Origin of the sequence: Gordonia amicalis NBRC 100051 = JCM 11271 (assembly GCF_000332995.1) — a bacterium.
GTDB classification, from domain to species: Bacteria; Actinomycetota; Actinomycetes; order Mycobacteriales; family Mycobacteriaceae; genus Gordonia; species Gordonia amicalis.
Window position 1 is genome coordinate 1 of sequence record NZ_BANS01000030.1, and the last position, 24118, is coordinate 24118.

A 24118-nucleotide genomic window follows, 5' to 3' on the forward strand; every position below is an offset into this window, starting at 1 on the left:
TCGACATAAGTTACGCACGTGGGTCCCCAACGTCAAATCGCCTGGTCAGAAGGGGTGATTGGGGATCGGCGCCGAGGTCGGCATGCACAACCGCGGCGGATTCGCGCGAGATTCGGTGAAGAAATTCCTCGGTCCGCTCCGGAGACCGGTGCCGGCCGATCTGGATCGGCCCCCATCCCGCAACCGGGCGAGCTCCACGCACCTGCGGTTCGAGCACCGCGCCAGGCCGGCCGTCGCTCGGGCATCGGCTCCGCACACATGAGAAGCACATAGCAAGAACCCCCGCCCGGGAGTCCCGGGCGGGGGTTCTTGTGTTGGTAGCGGGGACAGGATTTGAACCTGCGACCTCTGGGTTATGAGCCCAGCGAGCTACCGAGCTGCTCCACCCCGCGTTGGTGAACACCACGTTACACATGCGCTCGTCAGCGATGCAAATCGATCCCGAAACCGCGGCTGAACTGGGCGTATAGGAGTGATCGCGGTCACGGAAGACCGTTAAGCACAGGTCACGGCGCCGTACCTGACCTGCGTCGGCGGACCACCATCACTGTGAGCCGAGTCACCTTCGGGCGTAGAATCGGCGCTACCCGAACCCGGCCGACCCACCACCGAGGAGGGACCATGTCCGCCCACTTCCACCATGAGAGCCACGGCAACCATCCGATGAGCTTCATCGGATTCGTATCCGCGCTCGGCGGCTTCCTGTCGGCTGCACTGTGGCTGGTCCACATGGCCTCCGGCAACACAGGCCTCGCAGTCCTGTTCGCAGTGGTCACGGTCGCAGCGTTCGGCTTGACCGTCTCGATCTTCTTCACCATCGGTCACCGGTATCACCACAGCCCGGTGCTACCGGACAACACCGCGGACGAAAAAGAGCGCTACGTGCGCAAGTACCGCGGCTAGCGGTACCCGACGCACGTAACGCTCGGATCGTTACTACTGCCCGATCGACACGCCCCCGTGTGGGGCGCGTCGATCGGATCCACCCGGTTCAGTTCTGCTTCGGTAGTGACTCGTACTGTGTCACAGCCTTGTTCAGCTGATCGAGGGCCGCGCCATAACCGGCGAAGTCGCCCTTGGTCTGCGCGTCGCGCAGCGCGCTGAGCGCGTCTCCGATCGCCTTCACCGCGGCATCGCGCTCGGGTGTACCACCCTGCGGAGGAGCCGGCAGCTGCGGACTCGTCGTCCCGCCCTGCTGCTGAGGCCGGTCCGGCTGGGTGGGCTGCTGTTCACCGGGAACCACACCGGCGGCCGGCGTGATCCCGACCTGGCGCAGTGCCTCGGCCGTCGTCGGCGCATAACCGATCCGGGCCTCTCGTTCCTTCGGCTCGTACCGGGTGATCACCCGGAACAACCGGGGGAAGGCCTCTTCGCCCTGGGCCTGCGCATACATCGGGACGACGTACAGGATCCCGTTGTCGCCGACCGGCAGCGTCAGCAAGTTGCCGAACGTCACCTTTGCCGTGTTCTCGAGGGACTTGAGCGATTCGGCGACTCGACCATCGGTCTTCATCGGGTTGAACGCCTGCTTCGGTCCCGACCGCTGGTTGTTGCCCGGCAACTCCTTGACGGTGATCTGTCCGTAGTTCTCCGGGTCCGAGGCAACGGTGATGTAAGCACCGAGGATCGGACGGTTGAGTCGTGTGAGGACAGAGGTGAGCTGGAACGACGCCTGCTTGCTCTCCGGGTCCGAGGCCACGAAGTAGTACGGCGGCTGATCGAGTCCACGCTGTTCGGCGTCGGGGCTCGTCGGGTCCGACGGCACCGACCAGAAGTCGTTCGCCTGGAAGAACGTTCCCGGGGTGTCGACGTGGTAGCGCGTCAGAAGCGCCCGCTGGATCTTGAACAGATCCTCCGGGTACCGGACGTGCTCGCGCAACGAGGTCTGCTTGTCGAACTCGGCACGCGAGGCGACCGATCCCGGGAAGACCTTCATCCAGGTCTTGAGGACGGGGTCCTCGGTGTCGAACTCGTACAGCTTGACCTCACCGGTGTAGGCGTCGACGGTGGCCTTCACCGAGTTGCGTACGTACGACACGGTCTTGTTGACCTGCGTACGTCCGGTCTGACCGGGGTTGAGGTCCTGGGCGTCGGCGGTCGCGCTCTGCAGCGACGTCGGCTGCGAGTACGGGAAGTTGTCGAGCGTGGTGTAGCCGTCGACGATCCACTTGATCGAGCCGTCCTCCATGACCGCCGGGTAGGTCTTGGAGTCGACGGTCAGCCACGGCGCGATCTGCTCGACGCGGTCCCGCGGGTCGCGGTTGTAGATGATCTTCGACGCCGAGGTGATCTCGCCCGACAGCAGGAAGTTCCGCTCCGCGTACTTGCCCGCATAGAGGAGTCGGGTGAACCAGTTGCTCAGCGGGACGCCCGCGGGCCCCTGGTAGGTGTACTTGGCGTCGCCCATGTCGTGTTCGCGGGGCTCACCGCCTTCGGAGCCGACGATCGCGTAGTCGGGATCGATCTTTGCGAGAAGCTCACCGAAGTAGATGCGCGGCTGTGTCACCTTGATCGGGGCGTCGCGCTTGTACGCCTCGGTCTGGTAGTTCGTGGTGTCGCTGACGTAGTAGAACGGGTCACCGCCGCCGTCGATGTCGTTCTCGTCGACCGACTCGTTGACCCGGTTCGCCGGCGCGGCGACGAAGCCGTTGCCGTGGGTGTAGACGAGATGCTTGTTCAGCCAGTTCTGCTGGTTCTCGAGGTAGCGGCTCGGGTCGAGTTCACGCACTGCGACCACGAAGTCGCGCAGTTCGCCGTCGATCTTGTAGCGGTCGACGGCGAGCTGCGTCGGGAAGCCGTAGAAGTTCTGGCGCTGCTGCTGCTGGATGAATGTCGGCGACACCACGTTCGGGTCGAGGATGCGGACGTTCGACAGCGTCGGGGTGTCCCCGTTGACGAGTGCGGGATTCGCGGGCTCGGCGGTCCAGTCCTTCTGCGTGATGACCTTGTCCGGCCCGATGCCGTAGGCCTCCCGCGTGGAGTTGATCGCCCGCTGGATGTATTCGGCTTCCTTCTGGGCGGCGTTCGGCTTCACCGAGAACTGCTCCATGGTGAGCGGCCAGCCCACACCGATCAGCAGTGCCGAGAACAGCATCAGCACGGTTGCGAGGGCGGGGATGCGCAGATCACGCAGCACGATGGCGGCGAAGAACGCGACGGCACAGATGATCGCGATCGCCATCAGGATGAGCTTGGACGGCAGGACCGCATTGATGTCGGTGTAGCTGGCACCCGGGAAGATCTCGGCCTTGCGCTGACTCGAGAGCAGGTTGTACCGGTCGAGCCAGTAGGCCGCTGCCTTGAGCAACAAGAAGGTGCCGGCCAGAACGGCGAGCTGGATACGGGCGGCCATCGTGACCGAACCCCCGCCCTGGCCCAGCCGGATGCCGCCGAAGAGGTAGTGGGTGACCAGGTTGGCGAGGAACGCCACGACGACCACGACGAACAGGAGATTCAGCACGAACCGGTAGAACGGCAGGTCGAAGGCGTAGAAGCCGATGTCGAGGTTGAACTGCGGATCGGTCTGGCCGAACGAGGTCCCGTGCAGGAACATCTGGACCGTGGCCCAGGAACCCTGCGCGACGAGACCGGCGAGTGCGCCGATGATCAGGGCCGGCACCACGGCGAACCACCGGACCTTGGTCATGATGGCGGTCCGGTAGCGCGCGAGCGGATCGTTGGGTCCCGCGGTGGGCACGAACACCGGCCGGGACCGGTAGGCCAGGGCCACCGCGCCGAAGATGATCAGGCCGACGACGAGAGTCGTGATCAGGAAGAGGATGACGCGGGTCCAGATGACCGTGCTGAACACGCTCGAGTACCCCACATCACGGAACCACAGCCAGTCGGTGGCAAGACCGATCAGTCGTGGTCCGATGAGCAAGAGGACCAGCACGGCAACGCCGAGTCCGATGCCGATCTTGCTCCTGCGTGACAGTGTCGGCATTCCTGCCGGCCCTCGAGCGCCCACCAGACCCACTCTCCAAAGCTCTCAATTCGGACAACGCCCTGCGTGACGCGCAAGCCTGGGCGTGGTGTCCACTGTACTGGCACCGCCCGGATGCCGATCACACTCGGGCGGTGGGACAACGATCCGGGGTTGGTCACGGTTCCCGGGTGCGCCCCGCCGGGGCAAGATGGTCGGATGCCCGACAACGCGACGACACCACGAGCCTTCTCCACCGACGATCTCGGAAGCTCGCTGAGCGAGATCATGGATCACCTCGATGCCGATGGCTGGGGGCAGCCGCCTGCGGTGTACGCGCTCGTGCCGACGTCTCTGCTCGTCGAGCGCGTTCCCGGCGTCGTCGCCGACGACGACCGGTCGGTCTTCACGCCCGTCGAGGAGGAGTGCGACGACCTCGACGAATTCCTGGCCACCGCGATCTGGCCCGCAGCGGTCGCCGGGGCGGCGGTGGCGCTCGAGATCGTCGTCACGCCACCGGGTCCGGATGACGACGGTACACCGAAGTACGTGGTCACCGAGACAGCCGATCAGCACGCGGACGAGGACGTCGCCCGGTTGGTCGTCGGTGTGCTGCGCAACGGGCCCGACCTGGCGCTCCTGCGGCTTCGACCCGTGCCCGACGAGGTGCCCGAGCTGCTCACCCATCCCCAGCTCGCGCTCGAGCTACGGGCAGCGCTGCACGAGACCTTCGCCCCGGACGCGCCGGAGTCCTGACCGGTGGACCGCCGGTCCGTCAGCAGGACGGGGCCGGGCGTCCCGAACCGATCGCGTCGAGGGCGTCGACCGCGCCGTCGAGCGTCTCGACCTTGACCAGTTCGAGTCCGTCGGGACGGTCGGAGACCGCCTCCGCGCAGTTGCGGGCCGGGACCAGGAACACGGTCGCACCGGCGTCGTGGGCCGCCCGTGTCTTGTGGGTGATGCCGCCGATCGGACCGACGTCACCGTCGGCCGAGATCGTGCCCGTTCCCGCGATGAACTTGCCGTGCGTCAGTTCGCCGGGACCCAACTGGTCGACGACCGAGAGCGCCAGCATCATGCCCGCCGACGGTCCGCCGATGTCGCCGACGGTGTAGGTGACCTTGAGCGACGGGTCGGCGTTGGCGACCTCGGCCGTGACCCCGAGGAATCCGGCCTTCTCGTCGCCGGGATGCGGGGCGAGCGTGACGGTCACGGTCTGCGGCGTGCCCTGCCGCACGATCTCCAGCGGAAGCACCGTGCCCGGCGGATTCTTCGACACGACGTCGCGCAGTTCCTTGCTGGTCTCGACCTCGACTCCCCCGGCCCTGGTGACCACGTCGCCGGCGCGCAGGACGTCGGCCGACGGCCCGTCGGCGCCCACAGCGGCGATGCGCAGGACCGTGGGACGGTCCAGGAACCGCAGGGCCGCGACGGTGGCGTCCTCCTCCGACCCCGCCATCTGCTGGGCGTTCTCCTGCTGTACCTGTTCGGTGCTGCGGTCCGGCGGATACACCTCGTCGCGCGGGGTCAGTGCGTATTTCCCGGACATCCACAAACCCAGGGCGTCGAAGAGTGTGAGCCCGTCGCTGACCGACACCGTGGTCAGGTTCAGGTTGCCGGTGGTCTTGTCGAGGGGTGCACCGTCGATCTGCACGACCTTGCGCTCGACGACCTTGCCGTCCTGCTCGACCTTCGTCATGCCCAATGTGTTCAGCGTCGGTCCGGGACCGAGAGCGGCGTAGGGCACCTGCACCTGCGTGCCGACGACGAGCAACGCCAGCAACACCAGGGCGCTGACCGCGGCGGTGGCGATCCGGCGGAAGCGAGGGCTCGAACTCATTCCGCACACGATAGTGCCCCGACCTCTGAGGACAGTGTCGACGTCGTGCTCCGCACAGGCCGGCGTCATGCCGCCACACCGCCCGAAGGCGGGCCGCGCACGTGCGGCGGCGCTACGCGCACGGCGAACATCCGACGCCGTTGAGGGGCCTGTCCGGGCGGTACGGTGGACATATGAGTGATCTGCCCTTCGGCTTCTCGGCGTCCGGCAACGGCGACGACGACCGCGACAAGAACAGCGGTGACCAGAACAAGCCGGGCGACAACCCCGGCGGCAACCCCTTCGGCGGGGCCAACCCGTTCGGATTCGCCATGGGCGGCCAGGGACAGGGCTTCGGCGACTTCGATCCGTCGAACTTCGACCCGAACATGCTCGGCCAGATGTTCTCCCAGCTCGGCAGCATGTTCAGCGGCATGGGCGCCGGCATGTCCGGTGGCGGCGGCGGTCCGGTGAACTATCAGGTCGCCATGAATCTCGCCCGCCAGCAGATCGGTTCGTTCACGCCGATTCTGGACAAGGAGATCTCCGCGTCGGCCGACGCGGTGCGCCTCGCCGACGTCTGGCTCGACGACGCGACGACCTTCCCCAGCGGCGTCACCCAGACCGTCGCGTGGACCCCGGTGCAGTGGCTCGAGGAGTCCATGGACACCTGGAAGGGTCTGTGCAACCCGGTCGCCGAACAACTCGCACGCACCTGGCAGGACAACCTGCCCGCCGAGGCGGCCCAGTTCGCCGGCCCGATGCTGGGCATGCTGACGCAGATGAGCGGTATGGCCTTCGGGACCCAGCTCGGCCAGGGTCTCGGCCAGCTCGCCAAGGAGGTGCTCACCTCCACCGACATCGGCCTGCCGCTGGCTCCCGAGGGGATTGCGGTGCTGCTCCCCGAGGCGATCGCGAAGTTCGCCGAGGGTCTCGAGCAGCCCGGACAGGAGATCATCGTCTTCCTCGCCGCCCGCGAGGCCGCGCACGTCCGCCTGTTCACCCACGTCGGCTGGCTGCGTCAGCGCCTGCTGTCGACGGTCGAGGAGTACGCCCGCGGGATCAGCATCGACTTCAGCGGGATCACCGACGCCACGGCGAACATCGATCCCACCGAACTGCTGTCCGATCCGTCGAAGCTCGAGGAGCTCATCAGCTCGTCGACATCTTTCGAGCCGACCACCACGCCCGAGCAGAAGGCGGCACTCGGCCGCCTCGAGACGCTGCTGGCGCTCATCGAGGGCTGGGTGGAGCAGGTGGTGACCCGAGCACTGGGCGACCGCATCCCGAGCACCGGCGCGCTGACCGAGACCATCCGTCGCCGCCGCGCCTCCGGCGGCCCCGCCGAGCAGACCTTCGCGACCCTCGTCGGTCTCGAACTGCGCCCGCGCAAGGTGCGGGAGGCGTCCGAGCTGTGGCGCCGGGTCTTCGAGGCCACCGATCTGTCGACCCGCGACGGTGTCTGGGCGCATCCGGACCTGCTGCCCGACTCCGACGACCTGGACAACCCGGCGGCGTTCATCGACCGTCTGCTGCACAAGGACACCGACCTCGACGACGCGATCGCGCAGCTCGAGAAGTCGCTCGCCGAACAGGACGGGGTCGAACAGGGAGACGCCGACTCCGGGGACGACGGCCCGAACCCCGGGCAGACCGGCTCATAACTCCACAATCGACGCCGAACCCGATCATGTTGTGGATAACCGGCCCGAACGACGCCGGCGAGGTCCTTTCGCTGGCAGAGTTGCGCCATGTCCATCACGGTCCCGCGCATCCGTCCGGGAACACCGATCCTGGTGCGGCCGGGCAACCGGGTACACGTGGGGATCGATCCGGCCGGCAGCGTGATCATCGAGCTCGACGCCGGTATCTCGGCGCATTCGGTTGCCGCGATGTTGCGGTTGCTGGAGCGCCCCTGCACACCGGAACTGCTCAACCGTCGCGCGTCGGCGGCCGGGCTCGCCGACGACGAGATCCGGACGCTCCTCGACGGCCTGGCCGCAGCCGGACGGACCATCTCCGACACCCGAGCCGAAACGTCCTCGGACAGTTCGGATCTCGCGGACTTCCGGATTCAGATCCACGGCCAGGGGCCGTTGTCGGACCTGCTGGGCGCCTCCCTGCGCGCACAGGGCCTGCAGGTGCACCGGACGATGCGGCGCCGAGCCGACGGCTCGCTCGACACCGTCGACACCCGACTGGTGATCCTCAGCGACTTCCTGGTCCACGACCCGCGGGTCGTCTTCGCACTGACGAGGGCACGGATCCCGCATCTGCTGGTGCGCGTGCGCGACGGCGTCGGCATCGTCGGCCCGCTCGTCCTGCCCGGACTCTCGAGTTGTCTGATGTGCGCCGATCACCATCGTTCCGACGCCGATCCGGAATGGCCGATGATGGCGGTGCAACTCATCCGCGCGCCGGGCGATGCGGATCCCGCGCTCGTGCGGCCGACCGCAGCGATCGCGCACGGCCAGATCGAACGTCTGGTGAACAGCTTGCGGCGACCCTCCCCCGCCGCGAGACGACACGAACCGCAGCTGTTGAATCAGGTGTTGGAGTTCCGCGATGATCCCGCACGGGTGGACCGTAGAGAATGGTTACCCCACCCGAGCTGCGATTGTCGTCCGGTGGGAGACGAACGGCTCAAGTCGTCTATTGTGTGACGCGGAAAGGATGCTATGACCGACATCACTCGGGGGCAGGGTCGTCGCAACGCGAAGTTGGCGTCTCTCCCCATCGGTATGGCCGGACGTGCGGCGGCGGGGCTCGGCAAACGCATGGTCGGCAAAGACAAGGACGAGGTCAACCAAGAACTCCTCGAGAAGTCCGCGGAACAGCTGTTCGCGGTCCTCGGTGAGCTCAAGGGCGGCGCCATGAAGGTCGGCCAGGCGCTGTCGATCATGGAGGCCGCGATCCCCGACGAATTCGGTGAGCCGTTTCGGGAGGCGCTCACCAAGCTCCAGGCTGATGCACCGCCGATGTCGGCCGACAAGGTCCACAAGGTCCTCGACCAGCAGCTCGGCACCCGCTGGCGCGAGCGCTTCAAGGAGTTCTCCGACGAGCCGGCGGCGTCGGCATCGATCGGTCAGGTCCACAAGGGCGTCTGGTCCGACGGGCGCGAGGTCGCGGTCAAGGTGCAGTACCCGGGCGCCGACCACGCACTCAAGGCCGACCTGAAGACGTTGTCGCGCATGTCGGGACTCCTGCAGCGGCTGTCGCCGGGCACCGACGTCAAGGCGATGATGGACGAGCTCATCGATCGCACCGAGGCCGAACTCGACTACCTCGGCGAGGCCGAGAACCAGCGGGCTTTCGCCAAGGCGTACGACGGGCATCCGGACTTCTTGATTCCCAAGGTGATCGCCAGCGCACCCAAGGTCGTGGTCTCGGAATGGGTCGACGGTGTCGCACTGTCGAAGATCATCACGACCGGCGACCAGAAGACCCGCGACAATGCGGCCGCGAAGATGGCCGAGTTCGAGGTCAGCTCGCCCTACCGGGTCGGCCTGCTCCACGGCGACCCGCATCCGGGCAACTTCTTCATCGCCGACGACGGCCGGTTCGGCGTCCTCGACTTCGGCGCCGTCGGCCACTACCCCGGCGGTCTGCCTCCGGAGACCGGGCCGATCCTGCGGCTCGCCCGGGACAAGAAGTACGAGGAGCTCAAGGAGCTCATGGTCGAGGCCGAGTTCATCCGGCCGTCGCATGCGTCGAAGGTCACGAGCGCCGACCTCGAGACCTACCTGCGGCCCTACGTCGACCCGCTGTACTCGGAGTCGTTCCACTTCACGCGCAAGTGGATGCAGCGCGCCGCCGGCAAGGCGACCGACGTTCGCGGTGAGGTCTACAAGACCTCGCGAAACCTCAACGTGCCCAAGCGGTTCGTGATGGTGTTCCGTGTACTCGGCGGCTGTGTCGGCATAGCCTCGCAGCTCGAGGCGCATGCGCCGTACCGCGCGATCATGGAGGAATGGGTCCCCGGCCTGGGCGATTGATCCCCCACAGCACGCAGAACGACGACGCCGCGAGCATGTGCTCGCGGCGTCGTCGCTTTCGGTTCGACTCAGGCCGCCGCGTTCTTCCGCGGCCGGCCACGGGAGCGCTTGCGTGCGATCACCGCACCGCGCTCGAAGATCTCGCCACCCCACACGCCCCAGGGCTCGGCGCGATCCAGGGCCGCCTGCAGGCACTGGGTCCGCAGCGGGCAATCGGCACACATGGCCTTGGCACGCTCGAGGTCGCGGGGATTGTCGGCGAACCACAGATCTGCGTCGGCCACCTGGCAGGGCAGGTCGAGCCGGGCGGTCGCTGCGCGGTCCGCCGATGGACAGGACTCGAGTACGCAATCGACAGTCATTGGTTTTCTCCACATCTGCTCGTTGGGAAATGGTGACCCATGTCCTCGATGTGGATGTCGGTCCGAACCCCTGGTGGGGCGTTGATCGGGTGACAAAAAAAGAGGGCCACGGGTTTCGCCTCTGCGATTCGCCCGTGGCCCGAATGTCTCGGAGGTCTAACTCCGTGGAATTCGTGTCGGTACGGGGAACCCATGCGGCGCGGGGGCTGCTGCTGCGGCTGCCGCGGGCGGCGCTACGTGCGCTGCTGCAGCCGGATGCGCTGCCGGTGCCATCGTTCGAATAGCGACCGGACGTGCACAGACGGCAGGCAGCCAGGAGCGGTTGCGACGGGCGCGCAGAACGACGGCGTGCGCCTGATTCGGCTTGGCCGCAGGCACGGCGACGCCGGCCTGGTTCACGATGCTTCCGTTCACTGATCCGCTCCTTTCTCTTCTCGGTGGCTCCCACATGAGCGATGGGCCCCTGACGGACGCAGGAATACTCCCACCCGTGCTGACGGAGACCAGACTAAACGGTGCGCCGGAAAGCGCACAACCTATTTTTGACCTGCGGTTTTGACGAGCTCAAGAAGATCCTCTCCGTACTCGTCGAGTTTCTGCGCGCCGATCCCCGAGATCGACACCAGCGCAGCGGTATCGGTGGGGCGTTGTTCGGCGATCGCGGTGAGCGTCTTGTCGGAGAACACGACGAAGGCGGGCACCTTCTTCTCGTGCGCACGATCGCGACGCCACTCCTTGAGAGCGACCAGGAGGTCCTCATCGAGGTCGGACGGGCATCCGGCACAGCGGCCGAGCAGGGTCGCCGTCGAATCCATCAGCCGCGAGCCGCAGACACGGCAGGTCGGTCCCTTGCGGGGGGCACGTTCCTTGGCGATCTTCGAGGCCGGCGAATCGTCGGGGATGAGATCGGTCAGGAACCGCGACCGGCGGCGTGCGCGGCCCCCCTCGTTGCGGGCCAGCGCCCACGACAGGTGCAGATGTTCGCGCGCACGGGTCACGCCCACGTAGAACAGGCGACGTTCCTCTTCGACGTCCTCCCAGGAGCCCTTGATGGCCTGACTGATCGGCAACGAGCCGTCGGTCAGCCCCACCAGGTAGACCGCGTCCCACTCGAGTCCCTTCGCCGCGTGCAGCGACGACAGCGTGACACCCTGCACGGTCGGTGGGTGGCGTGCCTCGGACCGGGTGGTGAGTTCCGCGGACAACTGCGGCAGCGTGAGGTCGGGGTTCTCCGCGACCATGTCCTCGGTCAGCTGCACCAGCGCCTTCAGCGATTCCCAGCGGGCGCGCGCCTGGGCACCCGACGGCTCCTCGTCGGTGAGTCCGAGTTCGCCGAGAACCGCGCGCACGACGTCGATGGTCGTGACACCGGGCTTGACCTCGCGGCCGGCAACCGTGGCGATCTGACGCATCGCCTGCCGGACCTCGGTGCGGGCGAAGAAGGCCTCACCGCCGCGTACCTGGTACGGGATCCCGGCCTCGGTCAGCGCCTGCTCGTAGTTCTCCGACTGGGCGTTGACGCGGTAGAGGATCGCGACCTCGGACGGTGAGACACCCGACTTGATGAGGTGTTTGATCTCGATCGCGATCGACGTGGCCGCGGCCGGTTCGTCGGCGTACTCGGCGAACTGCGGTTCCGGGCCGGGTGGGCGCTGGCCGATGAGCCGGAGCCGGGTGCCGGCGATGCGTCCGCGGGCGGCGCCGATCACGCGGTTGGCGAGGTCGACGACCTGGGGTGTGGACCGGTAGCCCCGCTCCAGTCGGACGACCGTCGCCTCCGGGAAGCGACGGCTGAAGTCCAGCAGGTAGTTCGGCGAGGCGCCGGTGAACGTATAGATCGTCTGGTTGGCGTCACCGACCACCGTCAGATCGTCGCGCTCGCCGAGCCAGGCGTCGAGCAGGCCCTGCTGGACCGGCGTCACGTCCTGATACTCGTCGACGACGAAACACCGGTAGCGCGAACGGAATTCGTCGGCCGCACCGAGTTCGATGGTCAGGATCTGGGTCATGTAGATGAGCAGGTCGTCGAAGTCGAGGAGACGGTCGCCGTCGGGCGAGACCTTGGAGTCCTCGTAGTGCGCGTACACCGCGGCGACCTTCTGCGGGGGTGCCGGTGACTCGCGACCGAGACGACCGACCGCCTCGACGTAGTTCTCCGGCGAGATCAGGGTGGCCTTGGCCCACTCGATCTCCGAGGACAGGTCGCGCAGGGTGTCGGTCGCGGTGTCCAGGCCGGCGCGGCGTGCGGCGCGCGAGATGAGCGGGAACTTGTTGTCGAGGAGCTCCCATCGGGCATCGCCGAAGGCGCGCGGCCAGAAGTATCGCAGCTGCCGCATCGCGGCGGCGTGGAAAGTCTGGGCGGCGACGTTGCCGGTGGAGCCGCCGACGCCGAGGCTCCGCAACCGGGTCCGCATCTCCCCCGCCGCGCGGGCGGTGAACGTCACCGCGAGGACCTGACCGGGATTCACCTGACCGGTGTCGACGAGATGCGCGATACGGCGCGTGATGGTGCGCGTCTTACCCGTACCCGCACCGGCGAGCACGCACACCGGTCCGCGCGGCGCGAGGACGGCCGCAGACTGCTCGGGGTCGAGGCCCTCGACCGCACCGGCGTCGCGGGAGCGGGCATCGGGGTTCGCGGAAGAGGTCGGGTGGCGCACGGGGTCCACTATGTCACCACCCACCGACGCACTCCGGACCGGCGATCGGGGCCGGCGATCGGGGCCGGCGTGACGCGTCCCACGCCGGGGACGACGGCGCCGCCGGGAACAGCCCCGATGACCGTGGTGTTATGGGTGCATGAGCAACGTGATCGACGACGAGGCCGGCGCCCGCACCTCCGACACCGGCGAACTGACCATGTACACCACCTCGTGGTGCGGCTATTGCGCCCGCCTCAAGACCGGACTGAAGGCCAGCGGGATCCCCTGGCAGGAGATCGACATCGAGCTGAACCCGGATGCCGCCGAGTTCGTCGGCAGCGTCAACGGCGGCAATCACGTCGTCCCGACCGTGCTCTATGCCGACGGCACGACCGCGACCAACCCCTCGATCGCCGACGTCAAGAAGAAGCTCGGCGTCTGATCTCGTGACCCGATCACCCGGGCCCGGCTCTCGCCGGACCCGGGTTTTCTGTCTGTCGGGCTACCGGCCCGGCGCTTGCGTTCCCTGGGCCCAGGACTCGATCAGCGTGCGTGCGATCGAGATCGAGCCGGGCAACTGCAGCCGGGGCGCTTCGCCGCCCGGACCGGAATCGGCGCGCGTCCATCCATCCCGCGACAACGCCTCGCGCACCTCGTCACGGTGGAACCACTGGGCGTCGCCGATCTCGCCGTCGAGGAAGGCCAGTTCGTCGGCCGGGTCGCCGATCGCGGCGAAGCCCAGCATCAGCGACCGCGGGAACGGCCACGGCTGGCTGCCCAGGTAGCGCGGTTCACGCACCACGATGCCGACCTCTTCGTGCACCTCCCGCAGGACGCACTGTTCGAGCGACTCCCCCGGCTCGACGAAGCCGGCGAGGGTCGAGTACCAGCCGTCGGGCCAGACGGCCTGGCGCCCCAGCAGAATCCGGTCGGCGCCGTCGTGCACCACGGTGATGATCGCGGGATCGGTGCGCGGGAACTCGTCCCGGCCGGATTGGACCCTACGACGTACCCAACCGCCCCGCGCCGGCTGGGTGGCCGAGCCGTCGACCGGTGAATGACGCGCCGTCTCATGCCAATTCAGGATTCCCAGCGCGGTGACGAGCAGGCCCGCCTCGTCCGGCGTCAGATGGATCGCGCCGCGGCGCGCGTCGTCGGTGGGTCCGTCGATGTGGTCGACCCGGCGCGTCCACCGGTCGATGCCGTCGACCACACCGAGAATCACCGCGTCGGCCGGCGGCGCATCGGCAACGGTGGCCGCCGGAACCCAGTGCAGTGCACCGGAATCCCCGACCGGATACCGGCCGTTGGAGTCGATCAGCAGCACCTTCGCCGAAGACCATCCCGCCAGCATCCGCTCGGTGTCGTCGCGGATCCCGTCGGCTCGGTGGAAGGTCGCGCGCGACAGCAGCGGCTGCTGGACAAGTTCGAACTGCACGTCGGTGTGTCCCTTTTCCGTGGTCGGTGCTGGATGGTCGGCGAGCCCTAGTCGTCGCCGGGGCTCTTGCGGACGTACAGGAGGCGGTCGCCGACCTCGATCTGCTCGACCTCGCTGTCGTCGACGCGGTGCAGCACCCCGTTGCGGACGACACCGAGCACGATGTCACGGGTGTGTGCCGGCGAGCCGCCGGTCTCCGTCGGGTCGACCTCGCGTTCGGCGATGGCGTAACCCGCGTCGGGCGTGAGGAGGTCTTCGATCACCTCGACCACCGACGGGGTCATCGTCGCGATGCCGAGCAGGCGTCCCGCCGTCTCCGAGGACACCACCACGGAGTTCGCGCCCGACTGCCGCATCAGATGCGTGTTCTCCGACTCCCGGATCGACGCCACGATCTTGGCCCGCGGGTTGATCTCGCGTGCGGTGAGCGTGGCGAGGACGGCGGTGTCGTCCCGGTTGGTGGCCACGACGATGCTCGCGGCATGTGCGACACCGGCGAGGCGGAGCACGTCGGACTTGGTGGCGTCGCCACGGACGGTGACCAGCCCGTTGGAGGCCGCGGACTCCAGGACGGTGGGGTCGGCGTCGACGACCACGATCTCCGAGGGCTTGATGCCGTCGCCGCGCATGGCGTCGACCGCGGTGCGGCCCTTGGTGCCGTAACCGATGACGACGGTGTGATTGCGCACGGTATTCCTCCAACGCTGGATCTTGAGCGCCTGTCGGGACCGTTCGGTGAGCACCTCGAGAGTGGTGCCGATCAACACGATCAGGAACAGCACACGCAGCGGCGTGATGATGATGAGGTTGATGAATCGAGCGAAGGGGCTGATCGGCGTGATGTCGCCGTATCCGGTCGTGGACAGCGTGACCGCCGAGTAGTAGAGCGCATCCAGGTAGGACAGTTCGTTGTCCTGGGCGTCGCGATAACCTTCGCGGTCGAGCCAGACGACCACCGAGGTGAACAGCAGCGCCAGCGTTGCCCACAGCACCCGCCGGCCGATGGCGCGGCTGGGGCTCTGCTGCAGTTCGGGGATGCGGACGACACCGACCAGCGCGTGGTCGGGCCGGTTGGCCAGCTCGGATGATCCGAAGCGGCCGCGGAAGCGGCTACGCACGGCCACGTTTGCGCTCCTGGAGTTCGCTCACACGCTGAAATGTAACCCACGGAGGGGCGCGATAGCTCATTTGGCGAGCTTGGCGGCGATGGTTGCCTCGTCGGGCAGGTCGTCGGCCTCCAGGGTGTGTCCGTCACGCACGTAGTGGAACGCCGCGTGCACCTTCTCCACCGGGACACCGGCGAGCTGCGCCCAGGCGATCCGATACGCGGCCAGCTGGATGAACAGCGACTCCCGTCTCGCCGGTTCGGGTACGACGCCGGTCTTCCAGTCCACGACCGTCCACGAGCCGTCCTTCTCGGCGAAGACCGCGTCGATCCGGCCGCGCACGACGATGCCGCCGATCACCGTCTCGAACGGCACCTCCACGTCGGTGGGGCTGCGATTGGCCCAGCGCGAGGCGAGGAATGCGTCACGAAGGGCGTCGAGGTCGGCGTCGGGACTCGCTGTTGCGTCGGCGGCACCGGGCAGTTCGTCGATGTCGAGCAGCCGGGTGGCGCCGAACCAGCGTTCCACCCAGGCGTGGAATGCGGTGCCGCGCCGTGCCATCGGGTTGGGCCGGAAGGGAGTCGGACGCCGGAGCCGACGGGCGAACTCGGCCTCGTCGGCGTCCAGTTCGACGAGCTGACTGACCGAGAGGTGCGTCGGCAACGTCACCTCGACGAGCGCCTGGTTGGCCTGATGATGTTCGGCCAGAAGTGCCGCCACCTCGGCCTCCCAGGCCGCGACCTCGTCCTCCGGATCCGGTGGCATCGGCAGGGTCTCCGGATCGGCCGAGGTGGCGGGGGTCTCGAACAGCGCGGGCGCCTCGCGGTCCGCGATGGCCGCCAGGACGAGGTCGGCGGCCGCCTGCACCGCATCGCGGCGCCCGGCGAGCGGGTCGCGCGGCCAGGGCTGCGCGACAACGCGTTCGGCGAGCGGGTTGGTCGCGTCCTCTGCGGGCGGCGGCGTGCGGACCGCGATGGACAGACCGGTGGAGTCGACGGCCGGGTCGGTGACCGCCTCGTCGACGGCAACCATCAGCTCGTCGAAGAAATCCGAACCGCCGCGCGGCTTGTCACCGGTCTCCGACCAGTGGTGGGCCGAGATCAGCAGATCGTGCCGGGCACGGGTGAGGGCGACGTAGAGCAGGCGCCGGTCTTCCTCGAGGCGTCGTTCGCCGATCGCCGCCTTGTGATCGGACAGGGCGTCCTCGAGCTGTTTGCGGTCGCCGACCGTGTCGATCTTCAGCAGCGGAAAGCCCTCGGGCGCACCGTCGGCCGACTCGGCGGGGATCGCGAGGTCACCGCGCAGGTCGGCGGGGAGTTCGCGCGCGCTGCCGAGCCAGGTGGTGTCGGCCTTGGCACTGGGGAAGATGCCCCTCGCCAGGTGGGGGACGGCCACGACATCCCACTCCAGACCCTTGGCCGCGTGCACGGTGAGGATCTGCACGCGCTGTTCGGCAACCTCGATCCGGCCCGGTTCGAGGCCTTTCTCGATGGACTCGGCGGCGTCGAGGAACGCCAGCAGCCCAGGCAGATTGGCGCCGGGACGGTCGGCGTAGTGACTCACGTAGTCGGCGAACGCGTCGAGATGTTCGCGGCCGGTGATCGCACCGCGCATGCGCCGTGCGCGGATCTGTGCTTCCACGCCGACGCCGATGGTGTTCTCCACGTCGGCGACGAGTTCGGGCAGTGGCTGTCCGATGCGGCGCCGAAGTGATTCCAGTTGGGCGCCGAACGCCCGGATGCGGGCGTATCCCTCGGGGCTGTAGTCGCCGGGGTCACCGGGATCGATCACGGCGTCGGCGATCCCGGCCCGGTCGACGATCTCGGTGGGCAGCACCGCGTCGAGCGCGGCGTCGAGCTCTTCCCGGCTGGTGACGACCCCACCCGCTTCGGCGTAACTCTCGGCGGCCAGGGTCGTGGCCCGGCGCCAGAGTGCCGCAAGGTCTTTGGCCCCCAACCGCCAGCGGGCACCGGTGAGGAGCCGCATCACCGCGGTGCCGGCCATCGGGTCGGCCATCACGCGCAGGGTCGCGACGATGTCCTGGATCTCCGGGACGTGCAGCAGTCCGCCGATGCCGACGACCTCGGTGGGGATGCCGCGGCTCTCCAGCTCGGCGGCCAGCGGTGCGGAATCCTCGTTGCGCCGCACCAGGATCGCCGTGGTCGGCGGTGCCTCGCCGGCGGTCTCGGCCGCCCGGTAGCGCGTCTCGATCTCGTCGGCGATCCAGTTCCGTTCGTCGATGACCGTCTCGGTGAGAGCGAGGGTCGCGGTGCCGCGCGGGGCGTCGGGCCGGGGCCGCAGGATGGAGACCGGGATGCCGCGGCGGCGGAGTTCCTCGGAGATCTGGTTGGCCAGGCGAAGGCCCTGGGCGGCATTGCGCCAGCTGGTGAGGAGTTCGCGGCGCTCGGCGGGCGTGCCGTCGGGGCGCGGGAAGTCCCGGGCGAACCGCGGCAGATTCGCCGCGGAGGCGCCGCGCCACCCGTAGATCGACTGGATCGGATCGCCGACCGCGGTGACGGCGACGGCATCGCGCGACGGATCGTGGCCGCCGAACAGGGTCGAGAGCAGCACGCGCTGCGAGTGCCCGGTGTCCTGGTACTCGTCGAGGAGGACCGCCCGGAACGCCGTGCGCTCAGCGGCCACGACCTCCGGATTGGACACGACGAGCCGTGCGGCGAGCGACATCTGGCTGCCGAAGTCCAGTGCGGACTGAACCCGCATCGTCTCGCCGAGGGCGATGACCATCGGGATCAGTTCGCGCCGTTCGTCGATCACCTCCTGGACCTTCAGCAGCGCCTGCGTCGGCTTGTCGCGTTGCTTCGGCCCCTTCGGCAGGGTGTCGATGAGCTCGTACAGCTTCGAGCCCGCCTCGGCGAGATCGTCGATGTCGACGAGATGTTCGGACATCTCGCCGTACAGCTTGAGGACGGATTCGGTGACGGAGGCCGGAACCTTCTTGGTGTTCAGTTCCCCCGGCCACGACGACACGAGCGAGAACGCGAGCTGCCAGAGTTCGGTCTCGGTGAGCAGCGTCGACGACGGTTCGACGGGCAGGAGCAGGCCGTAGTCGGCGATCAGCCGGCCGGCGTACGCGTGATAGGTGCTGACCTCCGGGTCCGCACCGCGCAGGCGCGCGGCCAGCGAGCCGTCCGGGTCCCAGGTCCGCAATGCCGGTGCACCCGACAGCATCGACAGCCGGCGGCGGATGCGCGCACCGAGTTCACTGGCGGCCTTGCGGGTGAATGTGAGTCCCAGGATCTCGTCGGGCGCCACCACCTGGTTGGCGACGAGCCACACCACGCGCGACGCCATCGTCTCGGTCTTGCCCGCACCGGCACCGGCGACGACGAGCATCGGTTCGACCGGCGCCTCGATCACCGCGACCTGTTCCGGGGTCGGGTCCGGGAGGCCGAGCGCCGCAGCCAGCGACTTCGCGCCGATCATCGCCCGGCCGGTCGCGAGTCCACCGGTCTGGGTTCCGCTAGTCATCGGTCACCGCCTTTCCGGGGATCTTCGCGGGGCAGCTGGTCGAGAGGTTGCAGTGCACGCAGCCCGGGTTGGGCGTCGCGGTGAAGGTCGGGCCGATGCTGGCCCGAGCGGCCCGGCGCACGACGCCGATCCACTCGTCGAGCAGCTCCGGCGTCAGCGGTGACTGAACGCGTTCGGCCGCACCGGAATTACGGTTCGCGGTGGACACGTACACCAGACGCGCCCCGCCGGGTGCGACATCGCCGAACTGCGGCACTCCCCCGTGGGCCAGCGCGACCTGGTAGGCGGCCATCTGGGCGTGTTCGTCGGCGTCGGCCTTGGTGATCGGGGTCTTCGACGTCTTGACGTCGACCACCACCGGGCGGCCGGCCGAATCGGTCTCGAGGCGGTCGACCCGGCCGCGCAGCCGCACGTCGGGGGCGTCCTCCTCGCCGGGTTCGCCGGTGGGACCACCGGGAATGGTCGCGTCGACGGGCAATTCGACGCCCACCTCGTCGAGGTCGGCCCGCGAGATCCGCAGCCAGTCGCGGAAATGGCCGAGCATGTTCTCGGCACGCTCGAGTTCCCGCGCCGAATACCAGCCCGCACCCGTGTCGACCCGGTCCCAGATCCCGCGTAGCGCCGCGGTCACCTCGGCCGGATCCAGCTGTCCCGCGACGGCCTGCACCAGCGTGTGCACCAGGCTGCCGGTGAGCGCCGGTGTCCCGTCGCCGTCTCGGCCGCCGTTGCGTTCCAGCACCCAGCGCAACGAACAGCGGTTCAGCGCTTCGACATTCGACGGCGACAGCACGACTGGTCCGTTGTCCGGTGTCCACAGCGGCGCGTCGGTGCTGGGTGCGGCGAGCCCGAACCAGTCGCGCGGATGGGCACCCGGGATGTCGGAGTCGGCGAGCACGGCGAGCAGGCGGGCGGCCGCGCGCGTCCGCTCATCCGGTTCGGGTTCGTGCGCACCGGCCATCACCACCGACCGCAGCGTGGCGACCAGCGACGGCAGCGACAGCACGCGGTCGACGCCCGGGTCGAGCTGGAGTTCGGCCTGCGGCGCCTCCTCGTCGGGATCGTCCACGAGGTCGGCCAGTTCGGTGAGAAAGCGAGACGGCGAGGCGTCGCCGCTGCCGTCCTCCACGGCCGTCACCAGCAGCCTGCTGCGCGCACGCGTGCACGCGACCAGGAACAGCCGCCGCTCGTCGGCCAGGGCCGTGGCGCCACGGGCGACGGTGTCGACCGCGCCGGCGTCCATACCGTCGAGGATGTCGACCAGCGCGCCGGTGGAGAGCACGCCGCCCCGGCTGCGCAGCGACGGCCACAGACCGTCCTGGACACCGGCCACCGCGACGACCTCCCACTCCCGGCCCACCGCGGCGTGCGTGGACAGTACGGTCACCGATTCGGTTGCCGCTGTGGCGGTTCGGCTGTCGCGCGGGATCTGCAGCTGAGAGAGGTAGTGGACGAACCCGGCCGGTCCGGCGGCGGGCAGCGTGTCGGCGAAGTTGGCGGCCGCCTCGAACATCGCCATCACCGCGTCGAGGTCGCGGTCGGCCTGCTCCCCGGCCGGACCGCCGCGGACCGCCGACGCCGCCCAGCGCCGCTCCAGACCGGTGGCCTGCCATGCGGCCCACAGCGTCTCCTCGACGCCACGGCCGGCATCGTGGGCCCGCTGTCCGGCCGCCACGACGTCGAGCACTCGTGCCAGTGGGGCGGCCTCGGTCTCGGTGAGGGCGCGCCGGTACCGTGCGCCGAGTTCGGGGTCGAGGAGGGCGCGGGTGAGCGAGGTCAGCGACTCCGGTTGTGCCGTCGGGTCGCTCTTCTCGTCGAGGCGTCGGATGCCGCGCCGCAGACGCCGCATCGCGCCGGGGTCGGCGGCACCGACCGGACCCGACAGCAGTGCCAGGGTGTCCTCGGTGGTGAACAGCTCGAACTCCGGGATCGCCTCACCACGTGCCGTCGGGTCCTCGCGCCGGGCGGCCACCACCCGCAGCACCAGCATCAGCGCGATCACCGCGCGCTGCCGGTGCAGCGGCAGATCGCTCGCCGGTGTCGTGACCGGGACACCGGCCGACCGGAACGCGCGTCGGAGCGGCGGCAACGCCAGCGACACCGACCGCACGATCACCGCCATCTGCGACCACGGGACGCCGTCGAACAGATGCGCCCGCCGGAGCAGATCGGCGATCGCGGTGGCCTCCTTGGCCGTCGAACCGTAGACGCGTACCGCGGCGACGTCGCGCGGCACGTCGGCATCACCCTCGGCCCGAACCGGCTCCGGGTACGCGTGGGGGCGCGCACCGGGAAGCCGCGCGGCGATCGCACGCCCCAGGCGAGCGAGGTCGGGGTGGGAGCGGAAGTCGTGTTCGAGGACGATGTCACGGTCGGAGCCCGGGTCGGCGAGCTCGTCGGCGAAACGCGGACTGGCTCCGCGGAAACCGAAGACCGACTGATCGGTGTCGGCCGCGATGATCGTCGAGGTGGTGCCGGTGCCGACCAGCCGGATCAGCTGTGCTGCCTGGGGATCCAGATGCTGCGCATCGTCGACGAGAAGGTGGCGGATGCGGCGGCGTTCACCGCTCAGCAGTTCCGGGTCGGTGGCGAAGGCCGACAACGCCGAACCGATCAGCTCGGCCGCGTCGACGGCTGGCGCCGATGCACCGGGGGTCTCGAGTCCGACTGCGCCGCGCAGCAGCATGTTCTGCTCGTACTGGGCGTAGGCGCGGGCCGCGGCGGTCCACTCGGGGCGTTTGTGTTCACGGCCAAGCGCCGCGAGTTCCTCCGGTCCGACGCCGCGTTCGGCGGCCCGCATCATCAGGTCACGCAGGGCCTGCGCGAAACCGTCCGTTCCCAGGGCCGGCCGTAGATGCGCGGGCCAGTACTCCGCCCCGTCCTCGATGTCGCCGGCGAGCAGCTCACGCAGCACGACGTCCTGCTCCGAGCCGGTGATGAGCCGCGGGGGCGGGTTGCCGTGCGCGCTCGCCTGCAGGCGCAGGATCGCGAAGGCATAGGAGTGCACGGTGCGGACGAGGGGTTCGCGGAGCGCACCGCCCAGCACGCGCCGCCCGGCCGCGTTGGCCGAGAGCACGCGCCGGGTGATCTCCTCACGCAGCGCAACCGCCGCACGACGACTCGACGCCAGGACGAGCACCGATTCCGGATCTGTCGCGGGGTCGAGCAGGCGCGCGACGGCGGCGTCGACGATCAGTGCCGTCTTGCCGCTGCCGGGTCCGCCGTGGACCCGGATCGGCCGCCAGGCCTGCTGTTCCGCGCTGCCCGGATTGCTCGCGCCTGGGTCGATGACCTGCGCGATCACCGCCGGCCACGTCCGGGGACGGTCCGCCGCCTCGGGAGCCGCGACGAGTCGTGCGCGCAGGGCGCTGCGTGGCGCCGTGGTGCCCGGTTTCCGACTCATGGGCTCCATCGAATCATGTGCCACCGACGCCCCCGTCGGCCCCGAGGTGTCACGCGGGTGGGTCGGGCTCCGGCCCCGCGCATACGGCAGGATGGACGGGTGACAGCTCTCAACACGTATGTCTTCGGCGGCGGCTCGGCGGAGAGCACCGCGACGGTTCTCGCGATCCACGGGCTCACCGGTCACGGTCGCCGGTGGGAGCCCCTGGCCCGGCACCTGGGTGGCGTCCGCATCGTCGCACCCGATCTCATCGGCCACGGTCGCTCACCGTGGCGTCCGCCGTGGAGCATCGAGCACCACGTACGTGCACTGTCGGCGGTCCTCGACGAACACGTCCCCGACGGTCGTCCGATCGTCGTCGCGGGTCACTCGTTCGGCGGTGCGCTCGCCCTGCACCTGGCGAATCGCCGACCCGATGCGGTCAAGGGGCTCGTCCTCCTCGATCCCGCGCAGGGCCTCGACCCCGAGTTCGCGCTCCAGGTCGCCACCGACAGTCTGGACAACTGGGACTACGCGAACGTCGACGCCGCGCGCACTGCCAAGAAGTCCGAGGGCTGGGCGGATGTTCCCGACGACATCATGGAGGCCGAGCTCACCGAGCACCTGATCCCCCGCCCGCACGGCCGGGTGGGCTGGCGGGTCAGCGCCCCGGCGGCCGCCGCGTCGTGGAGTGAAATGGCCAGGCCCGCAGTACTTCCGCCGCCGGGCGTGCCGACGCACATCGTCGTCGCCGACCAGGTGCAGCCGCCGTTCGTCCGACCCGCGTTCCTGGAGGCCTGCGCGAGCGAACGCGGTGGCGACGTCACGGTGCACCACGCCGACTGCGCGCACATGGTGCCGTTCCTCGAACCGGAACTGACCGCGACCCTGATCCGCTCACTGCTCTGAGGGCCTGCGCCGATGGCTGCGATCACCGAGGAGCAGGTGGAGACCGTCCGCGCGCTGGTCGCGGCCATCCCGGTCGGGCAGGTGAGCACCTACGGCGACCTCGCCGGCGCGGCCGGACTGTCCAGCGCGCGGATCGTCGGCTGGATCATGCGCACCGACACCGCCGACCTGCCGTGGCACCGGGTCGTTCCCGCGAGCGGTCGTCCCGCACCGCATCTCGCCACACGTCAGCTGGAACGACTTGCCACGGAGGGCGTTCCGATCGACGACGGACGGATCCGGTTGCGCGAGTGCCGGTGGGAGATCCCCTGACCCGTCAGGCCGGGGTGCGCCGATACGGGCTGATCGCCGCACGCATGCGCGTGACGATGAGGTCGACGATCCGCGGGTCGGGGCCGAGAGGTGCGGCCACCGCGTCGGCGCCGTAGGTCTCCAGACGCTGGTGGAAGAGTCCCGGCGCGAGCAGGTAGCTCGCGATCACCACGCGGCGACCCGTGCGGCGCGCACATGCGACCGCCTCCGGCACCGACGGCTGCGCAGTGGCGATGAATCCGACCTCCACTCGCCCACCGATCAGCGATTCCAGTTGCCGCGCAGCCAGATACACCTGCCCGCAGGCACTGGAGTCCGACGATCCGGCAGCCGCGAGGACCACCGCGTCGCCCGGCTCCCAACCGGCCTCGGCCAGCCGCAGGCGGGCCACCGCCGCGATCGACGGGTCCGGGCCGAGCGCGCGGGTCACCACGGTGTCGGACCGGCCCGCCAGCGCGACGTGTTCGGGGATGTCCTTGCGGACGTGGTAACCCGACGCCAGAAAGGCCGGCACCAGCACGGCCGGACGGTCGAGGTCGGCGATCACCTCACTGGGCGTGGGTCCGAGTACGTCGACGAACGCGGTGCGGGTCACACCGATCCGCGCGCTGACGGCCTCGGCGATCTCGGCGATGACGTTGACGCCGTGCGGATTACGGGTGCCATGGGCGACCAGCACCGGACTGACGTCGCGCAGGCGGTCGCCGTGCGGGAGCCGTACGTGGTTGTCTCGCATGTGTTC

At 69.1% G+C, this 24118-nt stretch carries 17 protein-coding genes and 1 tRNA gene; 8 read left to right on the forward strand and 10 right to left on the reverse strand.

Translation table 11 applies throughout. The annotated features are described in order from the left end of the window. Positions 1-315: 315 nt before the first annotated feature. Positions 316-392 (reverse strand) — tRNA-Met (locus GOAMI_RS14930). Between the two features lie 229 nt (positions 393-621). Between GOAMI_RS14930 and GOAMI_RS14935 the strand changes: the two genes are divergently transcribed. Continuing rightward, positions 622-903 (forward strand): hypothetical protein, encoded by a 282-nt coding sequence (locus GOAMI_RS14935; RefSeq protein WP_006437374.1) that lies wholly within the window; start codon positions 622-624, stop codon positions 901-903. Positions 904-991: 88 nt separating this feature from the next. Here GOAMI_RS14935 and GOAMI_RS14940 read toward each other — a convergent pair whose 3' ends face one another. Beyond that, positions 992-3979 carry a UPF0182 family protein gene (locus GOAMI_RS14940; protein ID WP_040004879.1) on the reverse strand — a complete coding sequence of 996 codons (2988 nt, stop codon included), beginning with the start codon at positions 3977-3979 and terminating at the stop codon, positions 992-994. Positions 3980-4144: 165 nt separating this feature from the next. Between GOAMI_RS14940 and GOAMI_RS14945 the strand changes: the two genes are divergently transcribed. Beyond that, positions 4145-4681 carry a PPA1309 family protein gene (locus tag GOAMI_RS14945; protein WP_006437376.1) on the forward strand — a complete coding sequence of 179 codons (537 nt, stop codon included), beginning with the start codon at positions 4145-4147 and terminating at the stop codon, positions 4679-4681. Between the two features lie 19 nt (positions 4682-4700). Here GOAMI_RS14945 and GOAMI_RS14950 read toward each other — a convergent pair whose 3' ends face one another. Continuing rightward, on the reverse strand, positions 4701-5765 hold the full coding sequence (locus GOAMI_RS14950; protein ID WP_006437377.1) for a YlbL family protein: 1065 nt from the start codon (positions 5763-5765) through the stop codon (positions 4701-4703). 173 nt (positions 5766-5938) lie between these two features. Between GOAMI_RS14950 and GOAMI_RS14955 the strand changes: the two genes are divergently transcribed. The 3 genes from GOAMI_RS14955 (at position 5939) to GOAMI_RS14965 (ending at position 9739) form a co-directional block, all read left to right on the forward strand. After that, on the forward strand, positions 5939-7408 hold the full coding sequence (locus GOAMI_RS14955) for a zinc-dependent metalloprotease (RefSeq protein WP_006437378.1): 1470 nt from the start codon (positions 5939-5941) through the stop codon (positions 7406-7408). Positions 7409-7495: 87 nt separating this feature from the next. Further along, positions 7496-8407: a hypothetical protein gene (locus GOAMI_RS14960; protein ID WP_006437379.1), complete on the forward strand. Its 912-nt coding sequence runs from the start codon at positions 7496-7498 to the stop codon at positions 8405-8407. A 15-nt stretch (positions 8408-8422) separates the two neighbouring features. Beyond that, the gene (locus GOAMI_RS14965; RefSeq protein WP_006437380.1) at positions 8423-9739 is read left to right on the forward strand and encodes an ABC1 kinase family protein; all 1317 of its coding nucleotides are present in this window, start codon (positions 8423-8425) and stop codon (positions 9737-9739) included. Positions 9740-9807: 68 nt separating this feature from the next. Here GOAMI_RS14965 and GOAMI_RS14970 read toward each other — a convergent pair whose 3' ends face one another. Both GOAMI_RS14970 and GOAMI_RS14975 read right to left on the reverse strand, forming a co-directional pair. Beyond that, positions 9808-10101, reverse strand: a complete 294-nt coding sequence (locus GOAMI_RS14970) for a WhiB family transcriptional regulator (protein WP_006437381.1) — start codon at positions 10099-10101, stop codon at positions 9808-9810. Positions 10102-10637: 536 nt separating this feature from the next. After that, on the reverse strand, positions 10638-12770 hold the full coding sequence (locus GOAMI_RS14975; protein ID WP_006437383.1) for an ATP-dependent helicase: 2133 nt from the start codon (positions 12768-12770) through the stop codon (positions 10638-10640). 130 nt (positions 12771-12900) lie between these two features. Between GOAMI_RS14975 and GOAMI_RS14980 the strand changes: the two genes are divergently transcribed. Further along, the gene (locus tag GOAMI_RS14980; RefSeq protein WP_006437384.1) at positions 12901-13185 is read left to right on the forward strand and encodes a mycoredoxin; all 285 of its coding nucleotides are present in this window, start codon (positions 12901-12903) and stop codon (positions 13183-13185) included. 60 nt (positions 13186-13245) lie between these two features. Here the strand turns inward: GOAMI_RS14980 and nudC are convergent, their stop codons facing one another. The 4 genes from nudC to GOAMI_RS15000 are packed head-to-tail and all read right to left on the reverse strand — an operon-like array spanning position 13246 to position 22176. Next, the gene (gene nudC / locus GOAMI_RS14985; protein WP_006437385.1) at positions 13246-14181 is read right to left on the reverse strand and encodes an NAD(+) diphosphatase; all 936 of its coding nucleotides are present in this window, start codon (positions 14179-14181) and stop codon (positions 13246-13248) included. A 47-nt stretch (positions 14182-14228) separates the two neighbouring features. Then, the gene (locus GOAMI_RS14990) at positions 14229-15305 is read right to left on the reverse strand and encodes a potassium channel family protein (protein ID WP_006437386.1); all 1077 of its coding nucleotides are present in this window, start codon (positions 15303-15305) and stop codon (positions 14229-14231) included. Between the two features lie 60 nt (positions 15306-15365). Then, positions 15366-18776, reverse strand: coding sequence for an ATP-dependent helicase (locus GOAMI_RS14995; RefSeq protein ID WP_006437387.1), 3411 nt, complete (start codon positions 18774-18776; stop codon positions 15366-15368). Continuing rightward, a complete protein-coding gene (locus tag GOAMI_RS15000; protein ID WP_040004881.1) occupies positions 18769-22176 on the reverse strand; it encodes an ATP-dependent helicase in 3408 nt (1135 codons plus the stop codon). The genes GOAMI_RS14995 and GOAMI_RS15000 overlap by 8 nt, the downstream gene beginning before the upstream one ends. A gap of 99 nt (positions 22177-22275) precedes the next feature. Here GOAMI_RS15000 and GOAMI_RS15005 point away from each other — a divergent pair, with 99 nt between their 5' ends. Both GOAMI_RS15005 and GOAMI_RS15010 read left to right on the forward strand, forming a co-directional pair. Further along, on the forward strand, positions 22276-23064 hold the full coding sequence (locus GOAMI_RS15005; RefSeq protein WP_006437389.1) for an alpha/beta fold hydrolase: 789 nt from the start codon (positions 22276-22278) through the stop codon (positions 23062-23064). Positions 23065-23076: 12 nt separating this feature from the next. Then, positions 23077-23376, forward strand: a complete 300-nt coding sequence (locus GOAMI_RS15010) for an MGMT family protein (protein ID WP_006437390.1) — start codon at positions 23077-23079, stop codon at positions 23374-23376. A 4-nt stretch (positions 23377-23380) separates the two neighbouring features. Here GOAMI_RS15010 and GOAMI_RS15015 read toward each other — a convergent pair whose 3' ends face one another. Next, complete coding sequence (locus tag GOAMI_RS15015) at positions 23381-24112, reverse strand: sirohydrochlorin chelatase (RefSeq protein ID WP_006437391.1); 732 nt, start codon at positions 24110-24112, stop codon at positions 23381-23383. Positions 24113-24118: the final 6 nt, after the last annotated feature.

Excerpts from the sequence above, each read along its gene's own strand:
- GOAMI_RS14935 (WP_006437374.1), top strand. The coding sequence starts at position 622 with ATGTCCGCCCACTTCCACCATGAGAGCCACGGCAACCATCCGATGAGC.
- GOAMI_RS14945 (WP_006437376.1), top strand. The coding sequence starts at position 4,145 with ATGCCCGACAACGCGACGACACCACGAGCCTTCTCCACCGACGATCTC.
- GOAMI_RS14950 (WP_006437377.1), bottom strand. The coding sequence starts at position 5,765 with ATGAGTTCGAGCCCTCGCTTCCGCCGGATCGCCACCGCCGCGGTCAGC.
- GOAMI_RS14955 (WP_006437378.1), top strand. The coding sequence starts at position 5,939 with ATGAGTGATCTGCCCTTCGGCTTCTCGGCGTCCGGCAACGGCGACGAC.
- GOAMI_RS14960 (WP_006437379.1), top strand. The coding sequence starts at position 7,496 with ATGTCCATCACGGTCCCGCGCATCCGTCCGGGAACACCGATCCTGGTG.
- GOAMI_RS14965 (WP_006437380.1), top strand. The coding sequence starts at position 8,423 with ATGACCGACATCACTCGGGGGCAGGGTCGTCGCAACGCGAAGTTGGCG.
- GOAMI_RS14970 (WP_006437381.1), bottom strand. The coding sequence starts at position 10,101 with ATGACTGTCGATTGCGTACTCGAGTCCTGTCCATCGGCGGACCGCGCA.
- GOAMI_RS14980 (WP_006437384.1), top strand. The coding sequence starts at position 12,901 with ATGAGCAACGTGATCGACGACGAGGCCGGCGCCCGCACCTCCGACACC.
- GOAMI_RS14995 (WP_006437387.1), bottom strand. The coding sequence starts at position 18,776 with ATGACTAGCGGAACCCAGACCGGTGGACTCGCGACCGGCCGGGCGATG.
- GOAMI_RS15000 (WP_040004881.1), bottom strand. The coding sequence starts at position 22,176 with ATGAGTCGGAAACCGGGCACCACGGCGCCACGCAGCGCCCTGCGCGCA.
- GOAMI_RS15010 (WP_006437390.1), top strand. The coding sequence starts at position 23,077 with ATGGCTGCGATCACCGAGGAGCAGGTGGAGACCGTCCGCGCGCTGGTC.
- GOAMI_RS15015 (WP_006437391.1), bottom strand. The coding sequence starts at position 24,112 with ATGCGAGACAACCACGTACGGCTCCCGCACGGCGACCGCCTGCGCGAC.